This window comes from Leifsonia sp. NPDC058292, assembly GCF_042880955.1.
Classification (GTDB): Bacteria; Actinomycetota; Actinomycetes; order Actinomycetales; family Microbacteriaceae; genus Leifsonia.
Genome location: NZ_JBHVYL010000027.1, coordinates 15872 through 33185 on the forward strand (window position 1 = coordinate 15872; position 17314 = coordinate 33185).

Here is a 17314-nt window from a genome sequence, read left to right on the forward strand (position 1 = left end):
GGTACGCCGCGCTCGCCCGAATTCAATCCCCCGGCGGCCGCATCCCGGTGATCAGTGCCCGGTGGAACTCCTCGCCGCGATGCAGGCTCTCGATGTGCACCTGCTCGTCGAGACCGTGGATGGAGCCGCGTTGCGCCGCCGACATCCGCAGGGGTGCGAATCGGAAGACCGAGGCGACGGTTCGGTGGATGAACCGCGAATCCGTCGCCTGCATCATCAGGTAGGGGGCGGTCACCGACTCGGGAAACGCCGCCGCGACGGCGGCCGAGAGGGCTTCGAATGCCGCCCCGTCCGCCGGGGACTCGGGCGACGGATCGCTTCCCGAGACCAGCTCGATGGCGACGTCGCGGTCGCGGATCGCCCGGCGCAGCTGAGCCAGCGTGCTGTCGACGGTCTGACCGGTCGCGATGCGGAGGTTCAGCGTCGCGTGCGCGGTCGGTGCGAGCACGTTCGCAGCGGTGCCGGCGTCGAGCATCGTTGCGGCCACGGTCGTCTGCACGAGCGCCGCCGGCTCCCCGCCCATGCGCGCGAACACCCGTGCCGTGAGCCAGGGCGCGGCGACGAGCACCCTGAGGAGCACCCTTGAGACGCCGGAGGTGTGCGGGAGGAAGCTCCGCAGCATCTCCCGGATGGCCACCGGCGTCTTCTTCGGAAACGGGTTCGGCTCCAGTCGGGTGAGCGCCTTCGCCAACCGCGTCGTCGCGGTCGTCTTGGGAGGAGCCGACGCGTGTCCGCCCGCCGACGACGTCGTGAGCCGCACCGTGGCGATGCCTTTCTCGCCGAGACCGACCATCGCCGCAGACACCTTCACGAAAGGCAGCGGCGAGTCGACCACCGCGCCGCCCTCGTCGATCACGAGCGTCGGCTCGACACCGTTCTCGGCCAGCCACGCGACGATGGCCTGCGCTGCTGTTCCGTCGGTCTCCTCATCCCCGCCGAACGAGAGGTACACGTCGCGTTCGGGAACGAACCCGGCCGTGAGCAGGTTCTCCACCGCCTCGACGATCACGATGAGCGGGCCTTTGTCGTCGAGCGCGCCCCGGCCGTGCACGACCCCGGCGTCGACGCGGCCCTCGAACGGCGGATGAGTCCAGCCGTGCCCTTCGACGGCCGGCACCACGTCGTAGTGCGCCATCAGCACGATCGGCTCGCTCGCCACCCGACCACGCCACCGGTACAGGAGCCCCAGCTCGCCGACCTGCACGAACTCGAGCGTCTCGGCGATGGCCGGATAGAGCTCGTCCAGCAGATCACGGAACGCGTGGAACGGGCCGAGACCGCGTTCGCTCAGTTCGGCCGACACCGTCGGCAGCTGGATCATCCGCGAGAGCCGCTCCGCGACACCCGGGCGCACGACGACGTCAACCATGCGAGCACTCTAGCTGGCTCACATGGTGTCGAGGATGCCCGTCAACTGCTCGAACGTGGTCATCGGGTTCAGAATGGCGAAGCGCGTGTTCGGCCGCCCCGCGTGCGAGCTGGGCGTCACGAAGGCGCGCTGCTCGGCCAGCAAGCGCGCCGACCAGTCGGCGTACTCAGCGCGGGACCAGCTGTCCCGTTCGAACACGACGACGGAGAGCTGCGGCTCACGCACCAGCCGGAACCCCTCGCGCGACTCGATCTCCCGCGCGATGCGCTGAGCGAGGTCGAGGGATGCGGTCACCGCATCCCGATACGCCGCCGCTCCGTACGTCGCGAGGGAGAACCAGAGCGGGAGTCCCCGTGCCCGGCGGGTGAGATGCGCGGCGTAGTCCGACGGGCTCCATTCGGCCGTGTCGGTGAGCGTGTCCAGGTATTCGGCGTGCTGGGTGTGCGCGCGACGCCCGGCCTCGGGATCGCGGTAGATGAGGGCGCAAGCGTCGAACGGCGCGAACAGCCACTTGTGCGGGTCGACGATCACCGAATCCGCGTGCTCCACTCCGGCGAATCGGTGTCGCGCGGCCGGCGAGAGCATCCCGGCCAGCCCGTAGGCGCCGTCGACATGCAGCCAGAAGCCGAACTCGCTCTTCAAGGCGGCGACGGATGCGACATCGTCGACGATCCCGAAGTTGGTCGACCCTGCGGTGGCCACCACGGCGAACACGGAGGCGCCGTGCTCCTCCAGCGCGGGCCGCACGTTCGCGCCGGTCAGCATCCCGCTCGCGTCGGGCGCCACGGGCACGACCTCGATGTCCATCACCCGGGCGGCGGAGGCGATCGACGAGTGGGCCTCGGCACTGCAGACCACGCGCCAGCGGGCCGGCTGCTCGGCGCCGACCAGTTCGAGGCGCGCACGGGCGTGGTCGCGGGCCGCGACGAGCGCAGACAGGTTGCCGAGCGTTCCACCCTGCACGAACACTCCGCCGGCGGTCGCCGGCAGTCCGAACTCGCTCGCAAGCCAGGCGAGCACCTGATTCTCGGCGAACACGGCGCCCGAGCCTTCGAGCCACGAGCCGCCGTAGACGGCGCTGGCCGAGACGACGAGGTCGAACGCGGTCGCCGCCTTCGTCGGAGCGGTGGGGATGAACGAGAGGTATTGCGGATGGTCGGTGGTGATGCAGGCGGGCGCGAGCACGTTCTCGAACAGGTCGAGAGCGCGCACGGCGCCGATGCCGTCTTCGACGATCGTGCGCCCCGCCAAGCGATTCAGCTCGGCCTCGGCGAGGGGGCCGTCGAGCGGAGTGTCGCTGCTCAGGATGCGGCGCCGCGAGTAGTCGAGAACGAGGTCGACCAGTCCGATGGTCTCCTCCGAGACCTCGTGCATCCGTCGTGAGCTGGGCGTCGTGTCCATCGGGTTCCTTCTTCGTCTCTGGTGAAGCGGCCCGTGCTCCGGGCCACGACAGACTCTCACACCGGCAACGCCGAGCGCACATCCCCGCCTCTGCTTGCGCGTTCGGCGCACGTTTATTGCGATTCTGATGCACCGCACGCTCGAAAGGAGCATTTGCGACGCGACGACGGATCGGGCTGCAGCCCCCGGATGTGGTTGAGTTGTCGGCATGCCCGTCATCGCTGTCTTCCTGAACGGAACGGTCGGCGTCGGCAAGTCCACCGTCGCCCGCGCGATCGGCGACCTGCTGGCGGCCGAGCGCGTTCCGAACGCCGTCATCGATCTCGACGACCTTCGGCGAGCCTGGCCGGCGCCCAGCGACGATCCGTTCAACAGCCGGCTGGAGCTGCTCAACCTGCGCCCGATGGCCGCGAACTACATCGCCGCCGGCGCGCGCGTGCTCGTGCTCGCCGGAGTCATCGAGACGCTCGATGCCGTCGCCGACTATCGCTCCGCGCTCGGAGACGCCGTGCTCACCGTCGTGCGACTCACCGTCGACACCGAGGAGGCCGAGCGGCGACTCATCCGGCGCCACGACGACGATGCGGCCGGTCTCGCCTGGCACCGCGCGCGCTTCGGCGAGCTGGATGCCGTGATCGACGCAGCCCGCATCCCCGGCCCCACCCTCGACACCACGAACACACCCCCCGCCGCTCTAGCCCGCCTCATCCTGTCCAAAGCAATCGAGTACGGGAAGAGTGCTCTCTAACAGACGTTTTGAGAGCGTTCTTCCCGTACTCGATTGCAGTAGGGGGCGGGGTGGGGCTAGGCGGCGATGCGGATGCGGTCGGTGAGGAGGGCGGCGACATCGTGCGATTCGCCGCCGACGCAGACGAAGAACGCGAAGTCGACGTCCGACTCGACCGTGATGACCGTGTCGACGTTGTCCCAGGCGTGCGAGGGCAGGTCGGAGAGCTCGGCCATCTCGATCGTGCGGCGTTCGGCGTCGCGAGCGGAGCCCTGAACGGTGAAGAACGCGTCAAGGCTCTCCTCTGCGCCGGGCTCGGCGAGCCAGGCCAGCAGGGGGGTGTCGGTGACCGAGCTCACGGGAAGCACCGGGAACAGTGCGGGTGCGAGCTGTTCGACGGTGATCGACGAGTCGACGCTGGGGCGCCCGGCAGGCAGGGTGCGGGAGGTGATTGCGATCCACCCGCCGGCTTTCACGCTGTGGACAGCGGCCAGAAGGGATGCGGAAATGATCGGGTCAATGCTTCGTAACATGGAAGTCGGGTACTTTCCATAAGGCGCCGGCGTTACGAAACACGAGACGAATGCCGCTGAAACCCCAACACCCCCCACGCGTCGTCGCACAGACGAAACGGGTAAACCATCCCGGTAGGGCCGGGACGATGCTCCAAAAGCCTTTCGGGAAGCTTTCGGCGTGGGTCGAGCATAACCCGATGTCCCCCTAAGTGCGGACCCCAGGATGGGGGTCAAAATGCTCACGTTTCGGTCACAATGATCTTCGACGCCCCTCAGATGAGCCCGAGGTCGAGCAGGCTTTGCGCGGTTTCGACGATCGTCTGCTCAGCGGGGCGCGGCCGGAAGCCCAGTTCGCGTTTCGCGCGATCGTTGTGGATCACGAGCGCGGGGAGCTCATCGCCCGGCGCCTCGGCGGTGGGGACCTTCTGCGCGAGGTCACCGAAGTGCGCCCTGAGCACCTGGGCCACGCCGAGGAACGTCGTGGTCGGCCCATCGGCGAGCGCGAGGTATCGCTTGCCGGCCGCTTCAGGGACGGTCATCGCCGAGACGTGCAGGTCGGCCACATCCCGCACGTCGGCGATGCCGAATCGCTGCCGAGGAACGACTGGCATCGCGCCGGTGAACATCGCGGCGAACAGCTGGAGGGAGGAGCGGGAGTCGACCGTCAGTGTCGGCCCGGCGATCCACGTCGGGTTGACGACGACGAGTTCGGTACCGCCACCGGCCGAACCGATGAAGTCCCAGGCTGCCCGCTCGGCGACCGCCTTGGAGAGCGGGTACGGAGCAAGGCCAGGGGTGTCGGGGTCGGTCCAGTCGTCTTCCGTGTAGTCGCGCACCGGTTTCGGCGAATAGCCGACCGCCGCGAACGATGAGGTCAGCACCACCCGGGGCACCCCGGCATCGCGGGCTGCTCGGAGCACGCGGAGCGCTCCGTCGCGGGCGGGCACGACGATCTCGTCGGGGCTCGTCGACTGGATCATCGGCGAGGCGAGGTGGTAAACGCCGTCCATCCCGTCGGCCGCGGCCGCCCATCCGGCGTCCTCGGTCAGGCTCGCGAACGCGATCTCGAGGCCCGCACCGTCAGCATCGGCCCGGCGAAGGGCCTCACGCAGCACGGCCTCCCTCTCCGGTGTGCGCACGGTCGCGCGCACCTCTGTGCCGCTTCGGAGCAAATCGGCGACGAGCCGGGTGCCCAGGTAGCCCGAGGCGCCGGTCACCAGCACGCGGGTCACGACAGCACCGCCTCGAGGTCGGCGAGCATGAGCTGCACCCGCTCGGCGGCGGACGCCTCGTCTGTCGCGTCGGCCCGATCGCGGGCATCCCAGAGCGCCGCTTTCGCATCGAGGTAACGCAGGTGCACGTGCAGCGTCTCGATCTCGCGCTCGATGCGGCGAGCATGTCGGGCGAGCAGGTCGCGCTGCTCCCCCGCGGCCGCACGCCCGATCGCGCGGTTCGCCTGGTACGTGCGCATGTCCTCGATCCCGACTCCCATAGCCCGCAGGCAGGCGAGCGCCTGCAGGGTGTCGAGGTCTTCCTCCCGGTAACGGCGGTGTCCGCTGCTCGGGTCTCTCGGGATCGGACCGATCAGCCCGACCTCCTCGTAGTAGCGCAGCGTCGGCTCGCTGAGCCGGCTGCGCCGCGACATGTCCTGAATGGTCAACGTGGTCATGCGGGTATCCAAACAGACCTCAAGCGCTTGAAGTCAAACGCGACCAACCGCGTCGGTCGCGACGACCTCGAACCGGGCCGCGAGCAGCGCCTCCTCCCGCGAGGAGGGACCGACAAGCAGTTCGAAATCGCCCTCTTCCACGCGGCGGACGCCCGCGGTGTCCACGATCGAGCACTCCTGAACGGGGAGCTCGATGCGCACTCGCGCCGTCTCGCCGGGGGCGAGCTCGAGCTGGCGGTATGCCTTCAGTTCCTTGTCTGTCCAGCTCACGCTCGTGACGATGTCTCGCACGTAAACCTGGACCGTCTCCCGGACATGGCGCGCGCCGGTGTTCCTCACGGTGACCTCGGCGACGATGTCGTCGTGCGCGCCGAGCTCGGTGCGCGTGAGCGCCAGGTCGGCGTACTCCACCGTCGTGTACGACAGCCCATGGCCGAACGCCCAAGCGGACTCCTGGGTGAGGTCGGCGTAGCGCTCGCCGTGCTGCCCGCGGATCTGGTTGTAGTACGTCGGCTGCTGGCCCACATGCCGCGCGAACGAGATCGGCAGGCGGCCGGAGGGCTCGATGCGACCGGCGAGGATCTCGGCGAGCGCCTGCCCACCCAACATCCCAGGGTTCGCTGCCCAGATCACAGCGGCGGCGTTCGCGACCGACGGCGGCAAGACGAGCGGCTTCGAGGCGACCAGCACCACGACAACGGGTTTCCCTGTCGCGATCATCGCGTCGAGCAGAGCGATCTGGCCGCCGATCAGTTCGAGTGTCGCGGTGGAACGCCCCTCGCCGACGAGTTCGATCCTGTCGCCGACCACGGCCACCACCACGTCGGACTCCTCTGCGGCCGCGACGGCCTCGGCGATCAGCGCGGAGTCAGGCGCGACAGGCACGACGACGGCGGGCCGCGGCTGTCCGTCCTGGAACGTCTTTCCTCGGGGGTCGTCCTCGAGCGTGAGTATCTCGGCGCCCCTGGCGTGCTGGACGCTCCAGTCGTCGATCGCGCGCAGACCATCGAGCGCGGTGGTGATCATCTCGCGCGGCTGGCCGTCCAGCCAGCCCGCCTGTCCTGACCCGCCGGCCCAGTCTCCGAGCTGGCTCTGCGCGTCGTCGGCGAGGGGGCCGACGAGCGCGACCCTGAGCGTCTCGGCAGCGAGCGGCAGCGTCCCGTCGTTCTCCAGCAGCACGATCGAACGCCGCGCGATCTCGAGGTTCAGCTCGGCGTGCGCCGCGCTCCCGACCACGGCGTCGAGTTCTGCTGAGGGAAGGCGGGGGTTCTCGAATAGTCCGAGGTCGAACTTCAACGTCAGGATGCGCGCGACCGCTGCGTCGAAGGCATCGTCGGCGAGCATCCCCTTCTCGACGGCCTCCAGGGCACCCTCGTAGAACATCGGCGTGGTCATGACCATGTCGTTCCCGGCGTTCACCGCGGCCGCGGCGGCGTGCGCGTAGTCGGGTTGCAGCTTCTGCTCCCAGACCATGCGGCCCACGTTGTCCCAGTCGGTGATGAGCGTTCCTGTGTATCCCCACTCGCCGCGCAGCACCTCGCTGAGCAGCCAGTCGTTCACCGTGATCGGCACACCGTCCGTGCTCTGGTAGCCGAGCATGAAGGTGCGGCAGCCCTCGCGCGCCACGCGCTCGAAGGGCGGCAGGAACCAGCTCCTCAGCTTGCGTCTGGAGATGTCGGCCTCGCTCGCGTCGCGGCCACCCTGCGTCTCCGAGTATCCGGCGAAATGCTTCGCGGTCGCAAGGATCGCCGTCGGATCGTCGAGCCCGTCTCCCTGGTAGCCGCGCACCATGGCGCTCGCCAGCTCGCCGATGAGGAAGGGGTCTTCGCCGAACGTCTCGCTGATCCGTCCCCAGCGGAGGTCCCTGGCGATGCACAGCACAGGGGAGAAGGTCCAATGCACACCGGTGACTGCGACCTCTTCTGCGGTTGCGCGGGCTACCCGTGCGACCAGGTCGGCATCCCACGACGCGGCCATGCCGAGCTGGGTGGGGTAGATCGTGGCGCCCGGCCAGAACGAGTGCCCGTGGATGCAGTCCTCCCCGACGAGAAGAGGGATGCGCAGACGGGTCTCGGCCGTGAGCCTGTTCGCCTCCAGAATCCGCTCGGGCGAGGTGTGCAGGATGGAGCCGACGTGGCGTCGCAGGATGTGGTCGCGCAGGTCGTCGCGTGCGTCGAGCTGCAACATCTGCCCGACCTTCTCCTCCACGGTCATGCGTGCGAGGAGATCAGCGACACGTTCGGCTGTCGTCAGCGACGGGTCCTGGTAAGGAAGGGTTCCCGATGTCAGAACCGGGGATGCTGATGGCAGTGTTGAGGTCATTCGGTCTTGACTTCCCGTGCTCGTTCGGCCGAGGCGGCGGGCGGATCCGTGCGCACCTGAGTGACGGCGTTGTTGATGTTGATGCCCTTGCGCTTCATCGCACGGGCGCGCTCTCCGGCCGAGCGCAGACGAGGGTTGACGTATTCGTCGATGCCGAAGTTGATCAGCGACAGAGCCACGCCGAGCAGTGCGATGCACAGACCGGCCGGCACGTACCACCACCAGTACTCCGGGAACGCATTGTTCTGCTGCGCCCAGAACAGGATGGTTCCCCAGTTCAGGTTCGACACCGGAATGACACCGATGAACGCGAGGGTGGTCAGTCCGAGCACCGCGGCCGTCATGGTGCCGACGAAGCTCGACGCGATGATCGCCAGGAGGTTCGGCAGCATCTCCACCAGGATGACGCGGTGCAGCGGTTCGCCGTTCGCCCGCGCTGCTTGGATGAAGTCGCGGTTGCGCAGCGACATCGTCTGCGCGCGCAGCACGCGTGCACCCCAGGCCCAGCCGGTCAGACCCAGCACTGCGGCGATGAGCCACAGCGGCGGGTCGTCGAACTGCGACGCGACGATGATCATCAGCGGCAGTCCGGGGATGACCAGGAACACGTTCGACAGGGCAGACAGCGTCTCGCTCTTCCAGCCGCGCAGATAGCCCGCGGTCACGCCGACGATGATCGCGACCGCGGTGGCCATGATCGTCGCCAGGAACCCGACGACGAGCACACCGCGCGTTCCGAACACGAGCTGACTGAACACATCCTGGCCGATGTGGGTCGTGCCGAGGATGTGCTCGAACGACGGCGGCTGAAGGGTCTCGTTCAGGTTCTGCGCGTTCGGATCGTACGGGGCGATCCACGGAGCGAAGATCGCCACGAGCACGAACACACCCATGATGATCAGGCCGGCTGCAGACTTGGGGTTGCTGAACATCGCGAGAGAGGCCTTCAACTGCGACCAGAATGTCGCCTTCGTCGGTCCCCGCCTTTCGGCGACCGCGACCGCGAGGGTCTCCGGGGCGCCGACGCCGGCGGGCTGCGCGAGCGACTGCGAGTCCTGCGCGGCTGTCTGCGATTCTTGAGCGGGGGTTGTCATGATCAAGCCTCCGTCTGACGGGTGCGTGGGTCGAGGATGGCGTAGGCGATGTCCGCGACGATGTTCGCCACCAGCACTGCCAGAACCAGGACGAGGAAGATGCCCTGCATCAGTGCGTAGTCCTTGGCGTTTGTGGCGTTGAGCAGCAGCAGCCCGATGCCGGGATAGGAGAACACCATCTCCATCACGATCGTGCCGCTGACGATGAAACCGATGGCGAGCGCGAAGCTCTGGATCTGCGGGAGCACCGCGTTACGAGCGGCGTAGCGCCAGAGCACGCGACGGTTCGGCATACCCTTCGCCTGCGCGACGGTGATGTAGTCCTCGTCGAGCACAGTCAGCATCATGTTGCGCATTCCGAGCACCCAGCCACCGAGCGAGACGATCACGATGGTGATCATCGGGAGAGCCGCGTGGGAGATCACCTGGCCGATGAAGTCCGCGTTCCAGCCCGGCTCGACTCCCAACTCGTATGCGTGACCGGCGGGGAACCAGCCGAGCGTCGATGAGAACACAGCGATCAGGATCAGCCCGACCCAGAAATACGGCACCGTGCCGAGGAACGTCGTCACCGGAACGAACACATCCAGTCGTCCGCCGCGCTTCCAGCCGATCACCGCGCCCAGGCTCGTCCCGATCAGGAACGATATCACCGTCGCGAAGCCGACCAGCCCCAGCGTCCACGGCAGGGCGGAGGCGATCGCGTCGCCCACAGGCGCCATGCCCGTGGAGATGGAGACGCCCAGATTGCCGTGGAACAACATGTTCCAGTAGTCGAGGTACTGCTGCCAGAGCGGCACGGACGTGTCCAGGCCGAACATGGCCCTGAGCGCCTTCTCCGCATCCGGGGTCAACTGGCCCTGGCTGCGCGCCATGTACGACGAGACGGCGTCGCCCTTCATCATGCGGGGCAGGAAGAAGTTGATGGTGATGGCGGCCCACAGCGTGAACGCGTAGAAGGCGACCCGTCCGCCGATGAAACGCCACGGGACACGGACGCCGCGACGCTCCGCCCTGGTCGCCATCGTGCCGACGAGCGTGGGATCAACGGGAGCCTCGGCGCTCACAGCGCACCTCCTGACGTCTTTGCGGCAAGCGATCCGAAGTGCTTCTCCGGGTCGGGGGACGCTGCGCGAAGCTCGCGCGTGTACGGGTCTTTCGGACGGAGGATGACATCGTCCGCCGTTCCGTGCTCGACGATCCTGCCCTGATTGAGCACGATGATCTCGTCGCTGAAGTGCCTGGCCGTCGCCAGATCGTGGGTGATGTAAAGGACGCCGAGCCCTTCCTGGCTCTGCAGCTCTGCGAGCAGATTGAGGACGCCGAGGCGGATCGACACGTCGAGCATCGACACAGGCTCGTCGGCGACCAGCAATGCAGGGCGGGATGCTAGCGCGCGGGCGATGGCCACGCGCTGACGCTGACCGCCGGAGAGCTCGTGCGGACGCCGGTCGATCACCGCATCCGCATCCAGTCGCACGCGCTGCAGCAGTCTGCGCACCTCGTCGTCGACCTCCGAGCGCGGGACGACGTTGTCCAGTCGCAGCGGACGCTCGATGTGGTGGCGGATCGAGTGGGACGGGTTCAGCGAGGCGAACGGGTCCTGGAAGACCATCCGAAGTTGCTGGCGGTACTTCCGCAGCCGCTTGCCCGACCGGGGGACGGGGGTGCCGTCCAGCAGCACTACTCCGCTGGTGGGCGTCTCGAGCTGGGTGAGGATTTTCGCGATCGTCGACTTGCCGCTGCCGGACTGGCCGACCAGGCCGATGGTCTGGCCAGGACCGAGGGTGAAGCTGACGTCGTCGAGCGCCTTGAGCTGTCCTGCTCCGCGCACGTTGTAGATCTTGGTGACGTTCTTGAAGTCGAGCGTGGTCATCGGACGACCACTCCTCTCTCGCCCGTGAGGCGTGGGAACGATCGAAGCAGCTTGCGCGTGTACTCGTGCTGAGGGTTCGTCCAGACCTGCTCTGCGTCGGCGAGCTCGACGATCTCCCCTTCACGCATGATCGCGATGCGGTCGCTGATCTCCAGCAATAGCGGCAGGTCATGGGTGATGAAAACGACGGAGAAGCCGAAGTCGTGGCGGAGCTGGGAGATCTGCTTGAGGATCTCGCGCTGCACGAGCACGTCGAGTGCGGTCGTCGGCTCGTCCATCACCATCAACTGCGGGCGAAGCGCGAGGGCCATGGCGATCATGACGCGCTGACGCATACCGCCGGAAAGCTCGTGCGGGAAGGAGCGCAAGCGCTGCGCGCCCACCTTCACGATCTCGAGAAGCTCGCCGGCCTCCGCACGCCGCTGCGCCCTGCCCATCCCTGGGCGGTGCACCCGGAACACATCCTCGAGCTGCGAGCCGATGGTGGCGACAGGGTTGAGGGCGTTCATGGCTCCTTGGAAGACCATGGAGACCTTGTTCCAGCGGAAGCGGCGCATCTCCTCCGCGTCGAGGGAGTTGATGTCGATGTCGTCGCCGCCTTCATCGTGGAAGACGACGCTGCCGCTGCTGATGACGGCCGGGGGCTTGAGGAGTCGCTGCACGCCGTAGGCGAGGGTGGTCTTCCCACACCCGCTCTCACCGGCGAGGCCGACGATTTCACCGCGTTTGATGTCGATGGTGACGTGCTTGACCGCCTCGACGGGCGGGTCGACGTCGTACACGACCGAAAAATCGCGCACGGAAAGAAGGGAGTCTGTCATAGGGATGTCGCTTTCACGCTGACCGCGGACGATCCGGGGTGAACGCAGGCTCGAATGCCCTCGTCCACCCCGGACGCGCAGGGTGCTTACTTGCTTGCCGGCTTCAGCTTCATGAGCACCTGGACAGCCGACGGCTGAGTCGGGTCAGCAGTCGCGTACTGGTTGCTCTCGCTCGGCCACCCCATGAACTTGCGGGTGTTGTACTCGGCGAGCTGCGGGTGCGTTCCGATCGGGATCGCCGGGACGTCCTCCACGAAGATCTTCTGCAGCTTGTTCAGCGCAGCGGTGCGCGCGGAGTCCTCGGAGGCCTGTGCGTACTCCTTGAGCAGCGCCGTCGCCTCAGGGTTGTTGTACCGACCGAAGTTGTCCGCGACCTTGCCGTCTGCTGCCTGCTCGAGGTATGCACCGTTCATGACGTCGTCGTAGATGTGCCACGGGTTCGAGCCGGAGCCGGTCCAGTGCAGCACAGCGTCGAAGTTGCCCGAGGCAACGTTCGCGGTCCAGGTGTCGGCGTCGGGAGTGGCGACCTTCGCGTCGGCGCCGAGCGTGTTCTTGATCTGCGTCGCGACGAGCTGGATGCCCGTGACGTAGTCGTTCCATCCCTGCGGGTCAGACAGCGTGAACGAGACCGGGTTGCCCGACGGGTCGATCAGCGCACCGCTCTTCCAGGTGTACCCGGCGTCGGTCAGCACCTTCTTGGCGCCGTCGACGTCGATCTTGAACGTCTGGTCCTTGTACTCGGCGGCGATGTACTGGTCACCGGTCGGCTGCGGGATGCCCGTTACGTTGGTCAGCTCTGGGCCGGCGTTGCTGCGTGCCTTCTCGGCGTGCGCCTTGCGGTCGATGACCATGTTGACGGCCTTGCGGAAAGCCACGTCGTTGAACGGAGCCTTGGTGTTGTTGACGAGGATCATGTCGGGGCTCAGGACGTTGGCGCCCCAGAACACGTTGTGCTTCGGGTCCTTGTCGACATAGTTCTTCTGGTAGTCCGTGATGAAGATCTGCGCCCAGTCCGTCTCGCCACTCTGCAGAGCACGGAGGAGGCCGGTGTTGTCGTTGTATTCGAGATATTTGAGCTCGCCCACCGGGACCTTGCCGCCCCAGTAGTCGGTGCGGGCTTTCAGCACGACGCCCTGCGACGAGAAGGTCTTGACCGTGTACGGGCCGGTGCCGATGGCATCCTTGACCGCATCCTTCGTGGGGTCTGCGATGGTCTTCCACTGGTGCTCGGGGACGATGCCGACCTGCAACACGTCGCCCTGCTTGACGAACTTCGACTCGCTGAAGCTCAGCACGACGTCGCCCCCGTCTTTCTTGACCTCGGTCAGCTTGAGGCCGCCCAGGTCGAGAGCGGGGGTGCTCTTGATGAGGTTGTACGTGAAGATGATGTCGTCTGCGGTGAAGGGCTTGCCGTCGCTCCACTTCACGTTCGCCCGCGGGGTTACCGTCAGCTGCGTGTAGTCGGAGTTCCACTCGACCTTCGAGGCGAGCCACGGGGTGGTCTCGTTCTTGCCGACCGGGTTGACGATCGCGAGGGGCTCGTAGATCATCCGGTCGTAGCCGAGCGACATGCCGGAGCCGGTGGTGATGAACGGGTTGTTGATCTGAGTCGCCAGAACGGCGGCGCCGTCCGGCTTCGCGACGGTGAGCGAGCCTCCGCTCGAGCCGCTCGCTCCGGACGAGCCGTTCGACGAGCAGCCCGTGAGCGCCAGTGCGCCGATGGCCATGATCGCGGATGCCGTGATCAAGGTTTTCCTAAGCCTCATTGCTTCTCCTTCATGACGGGCACATTCGTTGTGCCCACTTGGTGCGGGATGTCGGCTGACGATAACTTGCTTACTGGTCAGAAAGCAAGTTGGTCCGAGGTTACTGAGTGGTAAGCTCGCCCGCAAGCACCACGAGACAGAGGACGGCACGGATGGTCACGACGGGCGGCAGCACCAGTCCGCGCCCGGAGACCGAGCGCAAGCGAAAGCGCATCCTTCGAGCGGCGATCGAGACCTTCGGCACGAAGGGGTCGGCCAACGGCACCCTCGCCGACATCGCCGAGCAGGTCGGGATGACCCACGCCGGTGTGCTGCACCACTTCGGCAGCAAGCAGAACCTGCTCCTCGAGGTGCTCGAGTTCCGTGACCAAGACGACGTCGCACACCTGGCCGATCAGCGCATCCCCGGCGGTCCCGCACTGTTCGCGCACCTTGTCGACACCGCGCTGCGCAACGCCCAGCGGCCGGGCATCGTGCAGGTCTACACCGTGCTCTCATCCGAGTCCGTGACGGACGACCACCCCGCGAAGTCCTACTTCTTCGAGCGCTACCACACGCTCCGCCTCGAGATCGACGCCGCCTTCCGTGAGCTGTGCTCGCAGGAGAACGTGACCGACCCCGACACGATCGACAAAGCGGCCGCGTCCATCCTCGCGGTCATGGACGGACTGCAATTGCAATGGCTGCTCGACCCGACGGCGATCGACCTCGCGAAGGCCAGCGAGTTCGCCATCGAGGCGATCGTGAACGGCGTCCTGCATCCCGGACCTCCTGTGTCGTCGTACGTCCGTGCGCCGTGAGCGCTCCCGTGCGCTGCTCAGCCTGCTCTTCCTGCTCGCGCGCACGTTCCGCCAGGGCTGAACCCGATCTGCGGTAGCGTCGAGCGGTGCACACCCCGGAAGCCGACATCGCCAGCGACGCCGACCTCGTCGCGACACTGATCGCGGCGCAGCACCCCGACCTCGCTGGGCCGCTCACGCTCGTCTCCGACGGCTGGGACAACCTGATCTACCGGCTCGGCGACGCGTACGCGGTGCGCATCCCTCGCCGTGATGTCGCCGCACACCTGATCGAGCACGAGCAGCAGGTGCTGCCCGCGTTCGCGGCCCGTGTCGGGGTCACCATCCCCGCTCCCGTGCGTAACGGCGTGCCCTCGGAGCTTTTCCCGTTCGCGTGGAGCATCGTTCCGTGGGTCGACGGGATCGACGGGGCGGACCTGACCGCGGCGGAGCGCGCATCCATCGCCCTGCCGTTGGCGGCGTTCGTCGCAGCCCTGCACGAACCGGCGAGCGGGGACTTCCCGGCCAACCCGGTGCGCGGCGTGCCTCTGGCGACGAGGGACGCCGCGGTGCAGGAACGGCTGCGGCACCTGTCGACGCGGATGGAAGTCGGCCACCTCACCGCGACGTGGCGGGATGCACTCGACGCGCCCGTGTGGGAGGGGCCGCCGATCTGGCTGCACGGCGACCTGCACCCGGGGAACCTGGTGCTGACGCCCGACCGCTCCCGGCTCGCCGCCGTGATCGACTTCGGTGACGTGACCGCCGGCGACCCGGCCACCGACCTCGCGACGGCGTGGCTCACGTTCGACCCGGACGCCCGCACCCGCTTCCGCCGACGGCTCGACGATCTCTCCCCCACCGACGACGCCACTTGGAGGCGCGCCGCCGGCTGGGCCGTCGCGATGGGAAGCGCGCTCGCCGCCCACTCCGACGACAACCCCCGCATGGCATCCCTCGGCCGCCATGCCCTCGCCCAGCTGGCCGCCATGCCCGGCAGACCCACCACCCCCGGCTGAGTCTCGGGCCAGGTCTCGGGAAGTGGAACCTTTTGCGGGGATGCGGACAGTAGGGGATATGGGACAACCGATGGACGACGAACCCTCGCTGTGGCGACGCGCCACCCGGGGGGACTCCGCCGCGTTCGGCGAGCTGTTCGAGACGTATCGCGACCGCATCTTCGGGCAGGCGCTCCGCCTCACCCGCTCGCCGCATGACGCGGAAGACGTGACGGCGCTCGTGTTTTTGGAGGCGTGGCGCAAGCGCGAGTCCGTGCGCGTCGTCGAAGGGTCGATCCTGCCGTGGCTGCTCGTGACGACGAACTTCGTCGCGAAGAACACCGCGCGCTCGCTGCGGCGCCACCGGGCGGCGATGTCGCTGGTTCCGGCGGCAGCGTCGTCACCCGATTTCGCACCGGATGTCGACGACCGCCTCGACCGCACCGACAGGGAGGCGGCGGCCCGCGCCGGGTTCGCTCGGCTCTCTCTGAACGACCAAGCGGTCATCACGCTCTGTGTGATCGAGGAACTGACGCTGCTGCAGGCGGCCGCAGCCCTCGGCGTTCCGACCGGAACGGTGAAATCGCGCCTGTCCCGGGCGAAACGAAGGCTCGCCGAGAACATGCCGGAGGCACCCGCCTCCGAAAACGCGCTGGGAGGTGCACGATGACCGCACAGCCGACATTCGACGCAGCGCGCAGCGCGGCGATCAAGGCCATGCTGATGAAGACCGTCGACGACCGCGTTCCGGCGGCGCGCACCAAGCGGGTGGCGCTCGTCGTCTCCCTCGTCGTCGGCGCCGTCGTCGTCGCTTCCGGCGGCGCGGCCTGGGCGCTCAGCGGGCACTCTTTGTTCCAGCCGCCGGCTCCGGCGCCCACGAGCGTGTCGCCGACACCGGCGCCGACGTCCACTCCGACACCGACCCCGACGCCGACCTCCACCGCGGCACCGGCGCCCAACGACGATCCGGACAACCCCGTCTCGCGCATCCCGGTCGATTGCGAGACGCTGGGGGTGCGGGCGGTGATCAGCGCGATCCTGCCCGACGCTGTCACTCACGAATACATGACCGACGTGCCCGACCCGGCGGGAATCTACCTGCCCGTCGAGGCCGGCCTCCGCCAGGCGGGCATCCTGAGCTGCTACTACTCGTCGCCCTCGGGTGGGCTCGTCTCAGTCACGGCGGCCGCCGACGCGCAAGCCGGTTCGGTCGATGTCGCCCAGCGTCTCACGGCCGGCGCGACGGCAGTCGATGCGGGCGACGCAGCAGCGCTGAGCTGCCCGAGCGATGGGCAGTGCAACGTCTCGCTCGTGAGCGGTTCGTACTGGCTGTTCCTGAGCGCCCAGGCCGCCGACGCCACCGCGGTCCGCGATCTGGTCACGCGCGGTTCCGACGCCTTCGTGTCGTCGCTCGCGCAGTCGCCGGACCCTCTTCCCGTCTGGCCCGCCCCTGCGTCGTCGTGGGATCCCCGAGCCGACTGCTACACCTCACTGCGAACAGACTCGCCGATCACAGACATTCTGGGCTCGAAATGGATCACCGGCGCCTACGAGGTGGATCCCAGCGGCAACCCGATCGACGCCGCCCTCGACGGCACCCTGAGCTGCCAGTTCAGGGTCGCGGATGCGCTGCCGATCGAGCCCGGGATCATCCGCACCCTGGGGGTCGATGTGACGCCGGGCGGCGGCTGGGGCTACCGCCAGGCCGTGGCGCGCAGAGGAACGTCCGTGACGGTCGCAGGCGCCGAGAGCGCGACGTTCTCGTGCCCCGCCGACAACACCTACTGCACGCTCGACGTGCTGACGGACAACGCGTGGATGCGCCTCTCGGGCGACGCCACCGTCACCCCCGACCACCGCGACAAGCTGATCGCCGCCGCCGAATCCCTGATCGCCCGCCACCAATCCGGTTAACGAGCGAGTCGCGCCGAATCGTTGTTCCCAAGGTCTGGAAAGAACAATTCGGCGCGACTCGGT

16 protein-coding genes are annotated in these 17314 nt (G+C 67.7%); 5 read left to right on the forward strand and 11 right to left on the reverse strand.

All coding sequences use genetic code 11. The features are described 5' to 3' along the window. Nucleotides 1-22: 22 nt before the first annotated feature. Both ACFVWR_RS14110 and ACFVWR_RS14115 read right to left on the reverse strand, forming a co-directional pair. A complete protein-coding gene (locus tag ACFVWR_RS14110; RefSeq protein WP_387213128.1) occupies nt 23-1369 on the reverse strand; it encodes a M20/M25/M40 family metallo-hydrolase in 1347 nt (448 codons plus the stop codon). A gap of 18 nt (nt 1370-1387) precedes the next feature. Continuing rightward, nucleotides 1388-2770, reverse strand: coding sequence for a pyridoxal phosphate-dependent decarboxylase family protein (locus ACFVWR_RS14115; protein ID WP_387213131.1), 1383 nt, complete (start codon nt 2768-2770; stop codon nt 1388-1390). 208 nt (nt 2771-2978) lie between these two features. On the opposite strand from ACFVWR_RS14115, the gene ACFVWR_RS14120 reads away from it, so the two are divergent. Continuing rightward, the gene (locus ACFVWR_RS14120; RefSeq protein WP_387213134.1) at nt 2979-3518 is read left to right on the forward strand and encodes an AAA family ATPase; all 540 of its coding nucleotides are present in this window, start codon (nt 2979-2981) and stop codon (nt 3516-3518) included. Between the two features lie 56 nt (nt 3519-3574). Here ACFVWR_RS14120 and ACFVWR_RS14125 read toward each other — a convergent pair whose 3' ends face one another. From ACFVWR_RS14125 to ACFVWR_RS14165, 9 genes are all read right to left on the reverse strand, one after another. Then, nucleotides 3575-4030: a hypothetical protein gene (locus tag ACFVWR_RS14125; protein WP_387213137.1), complete on the reverse strand. Its 456-nt coding sequence runs from the start codon at nt 4028-4030 to the stop codon at nt 3575-3577. 254 nt (nt 4031-4284) lie between these two features. After that, nucleotides 4285-5244 (reverse strand): NAD-dependent epimerase/dehydratase family protein, encoded by a 960-nt coding sequence (locus ACFVWR_RS14130; protein WP_387213140.1) that lies wholly within the window; start codon nt 5242-5244, stop codon nt 4285-4287. After that, a complete protein-coding gene (locus tag ACFVWR_RS14135) occupies nt 5241-5681 on the reverse strand; it encodes a MerR family transcriptional regulator (protein WP_387213143.1) in 441 nt (146 codons plus the stop codon). The genes ACFVWR_RS14130 and ACFVWR_RS14135 overlap by 4 nt, the downstream gene beginning before the upstream one ends. A 33-nt stretch (nt 5682-5714) precedes the next feature. After that, nucleotides 5715-8003 (reverse strand): glycoside hydrolase family 3 N-terminal domain-containing protein, encoded by a 2289-nt coding sequence (locus tag ACFVWR_RS14140; RefSeq protein WP_387213146.1) that lies wholly within the window; start codon nt 8001-8003, stop codon nt 5715-5717. Next, the gene (locus ACFVWR_RS14145) at nt 8000-9097 is read right to left on the reverse strand and encodes an ABC transporter permease (RefSeq protein ID WP_387213149.1); all 1098 of its coding nucleotides are present in this window, start codon (nt 9095-9097) and stop codon (nt 8000-8002) included. Before ACFVWR_RS14145 ends, ACFVWR_RS14140 begins: the two co-directional genes overlap by 4 nt. A gap of 2 nt (nt 9098-9099) precedes the next feature. After that, complete coding sequence (locus tag ACFVWR_RS14150; protein WP_387213212.1) at nt 9100-10122, reverse strand: ABC transporter permease; 1023 nt, start codon at nt 10120-10122, stop codon at nt 9100-9102. Between the two features lie 38 nt (nt 10123-10160). Then, the gene (locus ACFVWR_RS14155) at nt 10161-10973 is read right to left on the reverse strand and encodes an ABC transporter ATP-binding protein (RefSeq protein WP_387213152.1); all 813 of its coding nucleotides are present in this window, start codon (nt 10971-10973) and stop codon (nt 10161-10163) included. Then, nucleotides 10970-11794, reverse strand: a complete 825-nt coding sequence (locus ACFVWR_RS14160) for an ABC transporter ATP-binding protein (protein ID WP_387213155.1) — start codon at nt 11792-11794, stop codon at nt 10970-10972. The genes ACFVWR_RS14155 and ACFVWR_RS14160 overlap by 4 nt, the downstream gene beginning before the upstream one ends. A gap of 86 nt (nt 11795-11880) precedes the next feature. Then, on the reverse strand, nt 11881-13560 hold the full coding sequence (locus ACFVWR_RS14165; protein WP_387213158.1) for an ABC transporter substrate-binding protein: 1680 nt from the start codon (nt 13558-13560) through the stop codon (nt 11881-11883). Nucleotides 13561-13712: 152 nt separating this feature from the next. Between ACFVWR_RS14165 and ACFVWR_RS14170 the strand changes: the two genes are divergently transcribed. From ACFVWR_RS14170 to ACFVWR_RS14185, 4 genes are all read left to right on the forward strand, one after another. Next, nucleotides 13713-14360 (forward strand): TetR/AcrR family transcriptional regulator, encoded by a 648-nt coding sequence (locus ACFVWR_RS14170; RefSeq protein WP_387213161.1) that lies wholly within the window; start codon nt 13713-13715, stop codon nt 14358-14360. A gap of 86 nt (nt 14361-14446) precedes the next feature. Beyond that, nucleotides 14447-15358, forward strand: a complete 912-nt coding sequence (locus ACFVWR_RS14175) for an aminoglycoside phosphotransferase family protein (RefSeq protein ID WP_387213164.1) — start codon at nt 14447-14449, stop codon at nt 15356-15358. Between the two features lie 58 nt (nt 15359-15416). After that, nucleotides 15417-16007 carry an RNA polymerase sigma factor gene (locus tag ACFVWR_RS14180; protein ID WP_387213167.1) on the forward strand — a complete coding sequence of 197 codons (591 nt, stop codon included), beginning with the start codon at nt 15417-15419 and terminating at the stop codon, nt 16005-16007. Further along, a complete protein-coding gene (locus tag ACFVWR_RS14185) occupies nt 16004-17251 on the forward strand; it encodes a hypothetical protein (protein ID WP_387213170.1) in 1248 nt (415 codons plus the stop codon). Before ACFVWR_RS14180 ends, ACFVWR_RS14185 begins: the two co-directional genes overlap by 4 nt. Nucleotides 17252-17314 lie beyond the last annotated feature (63 nt).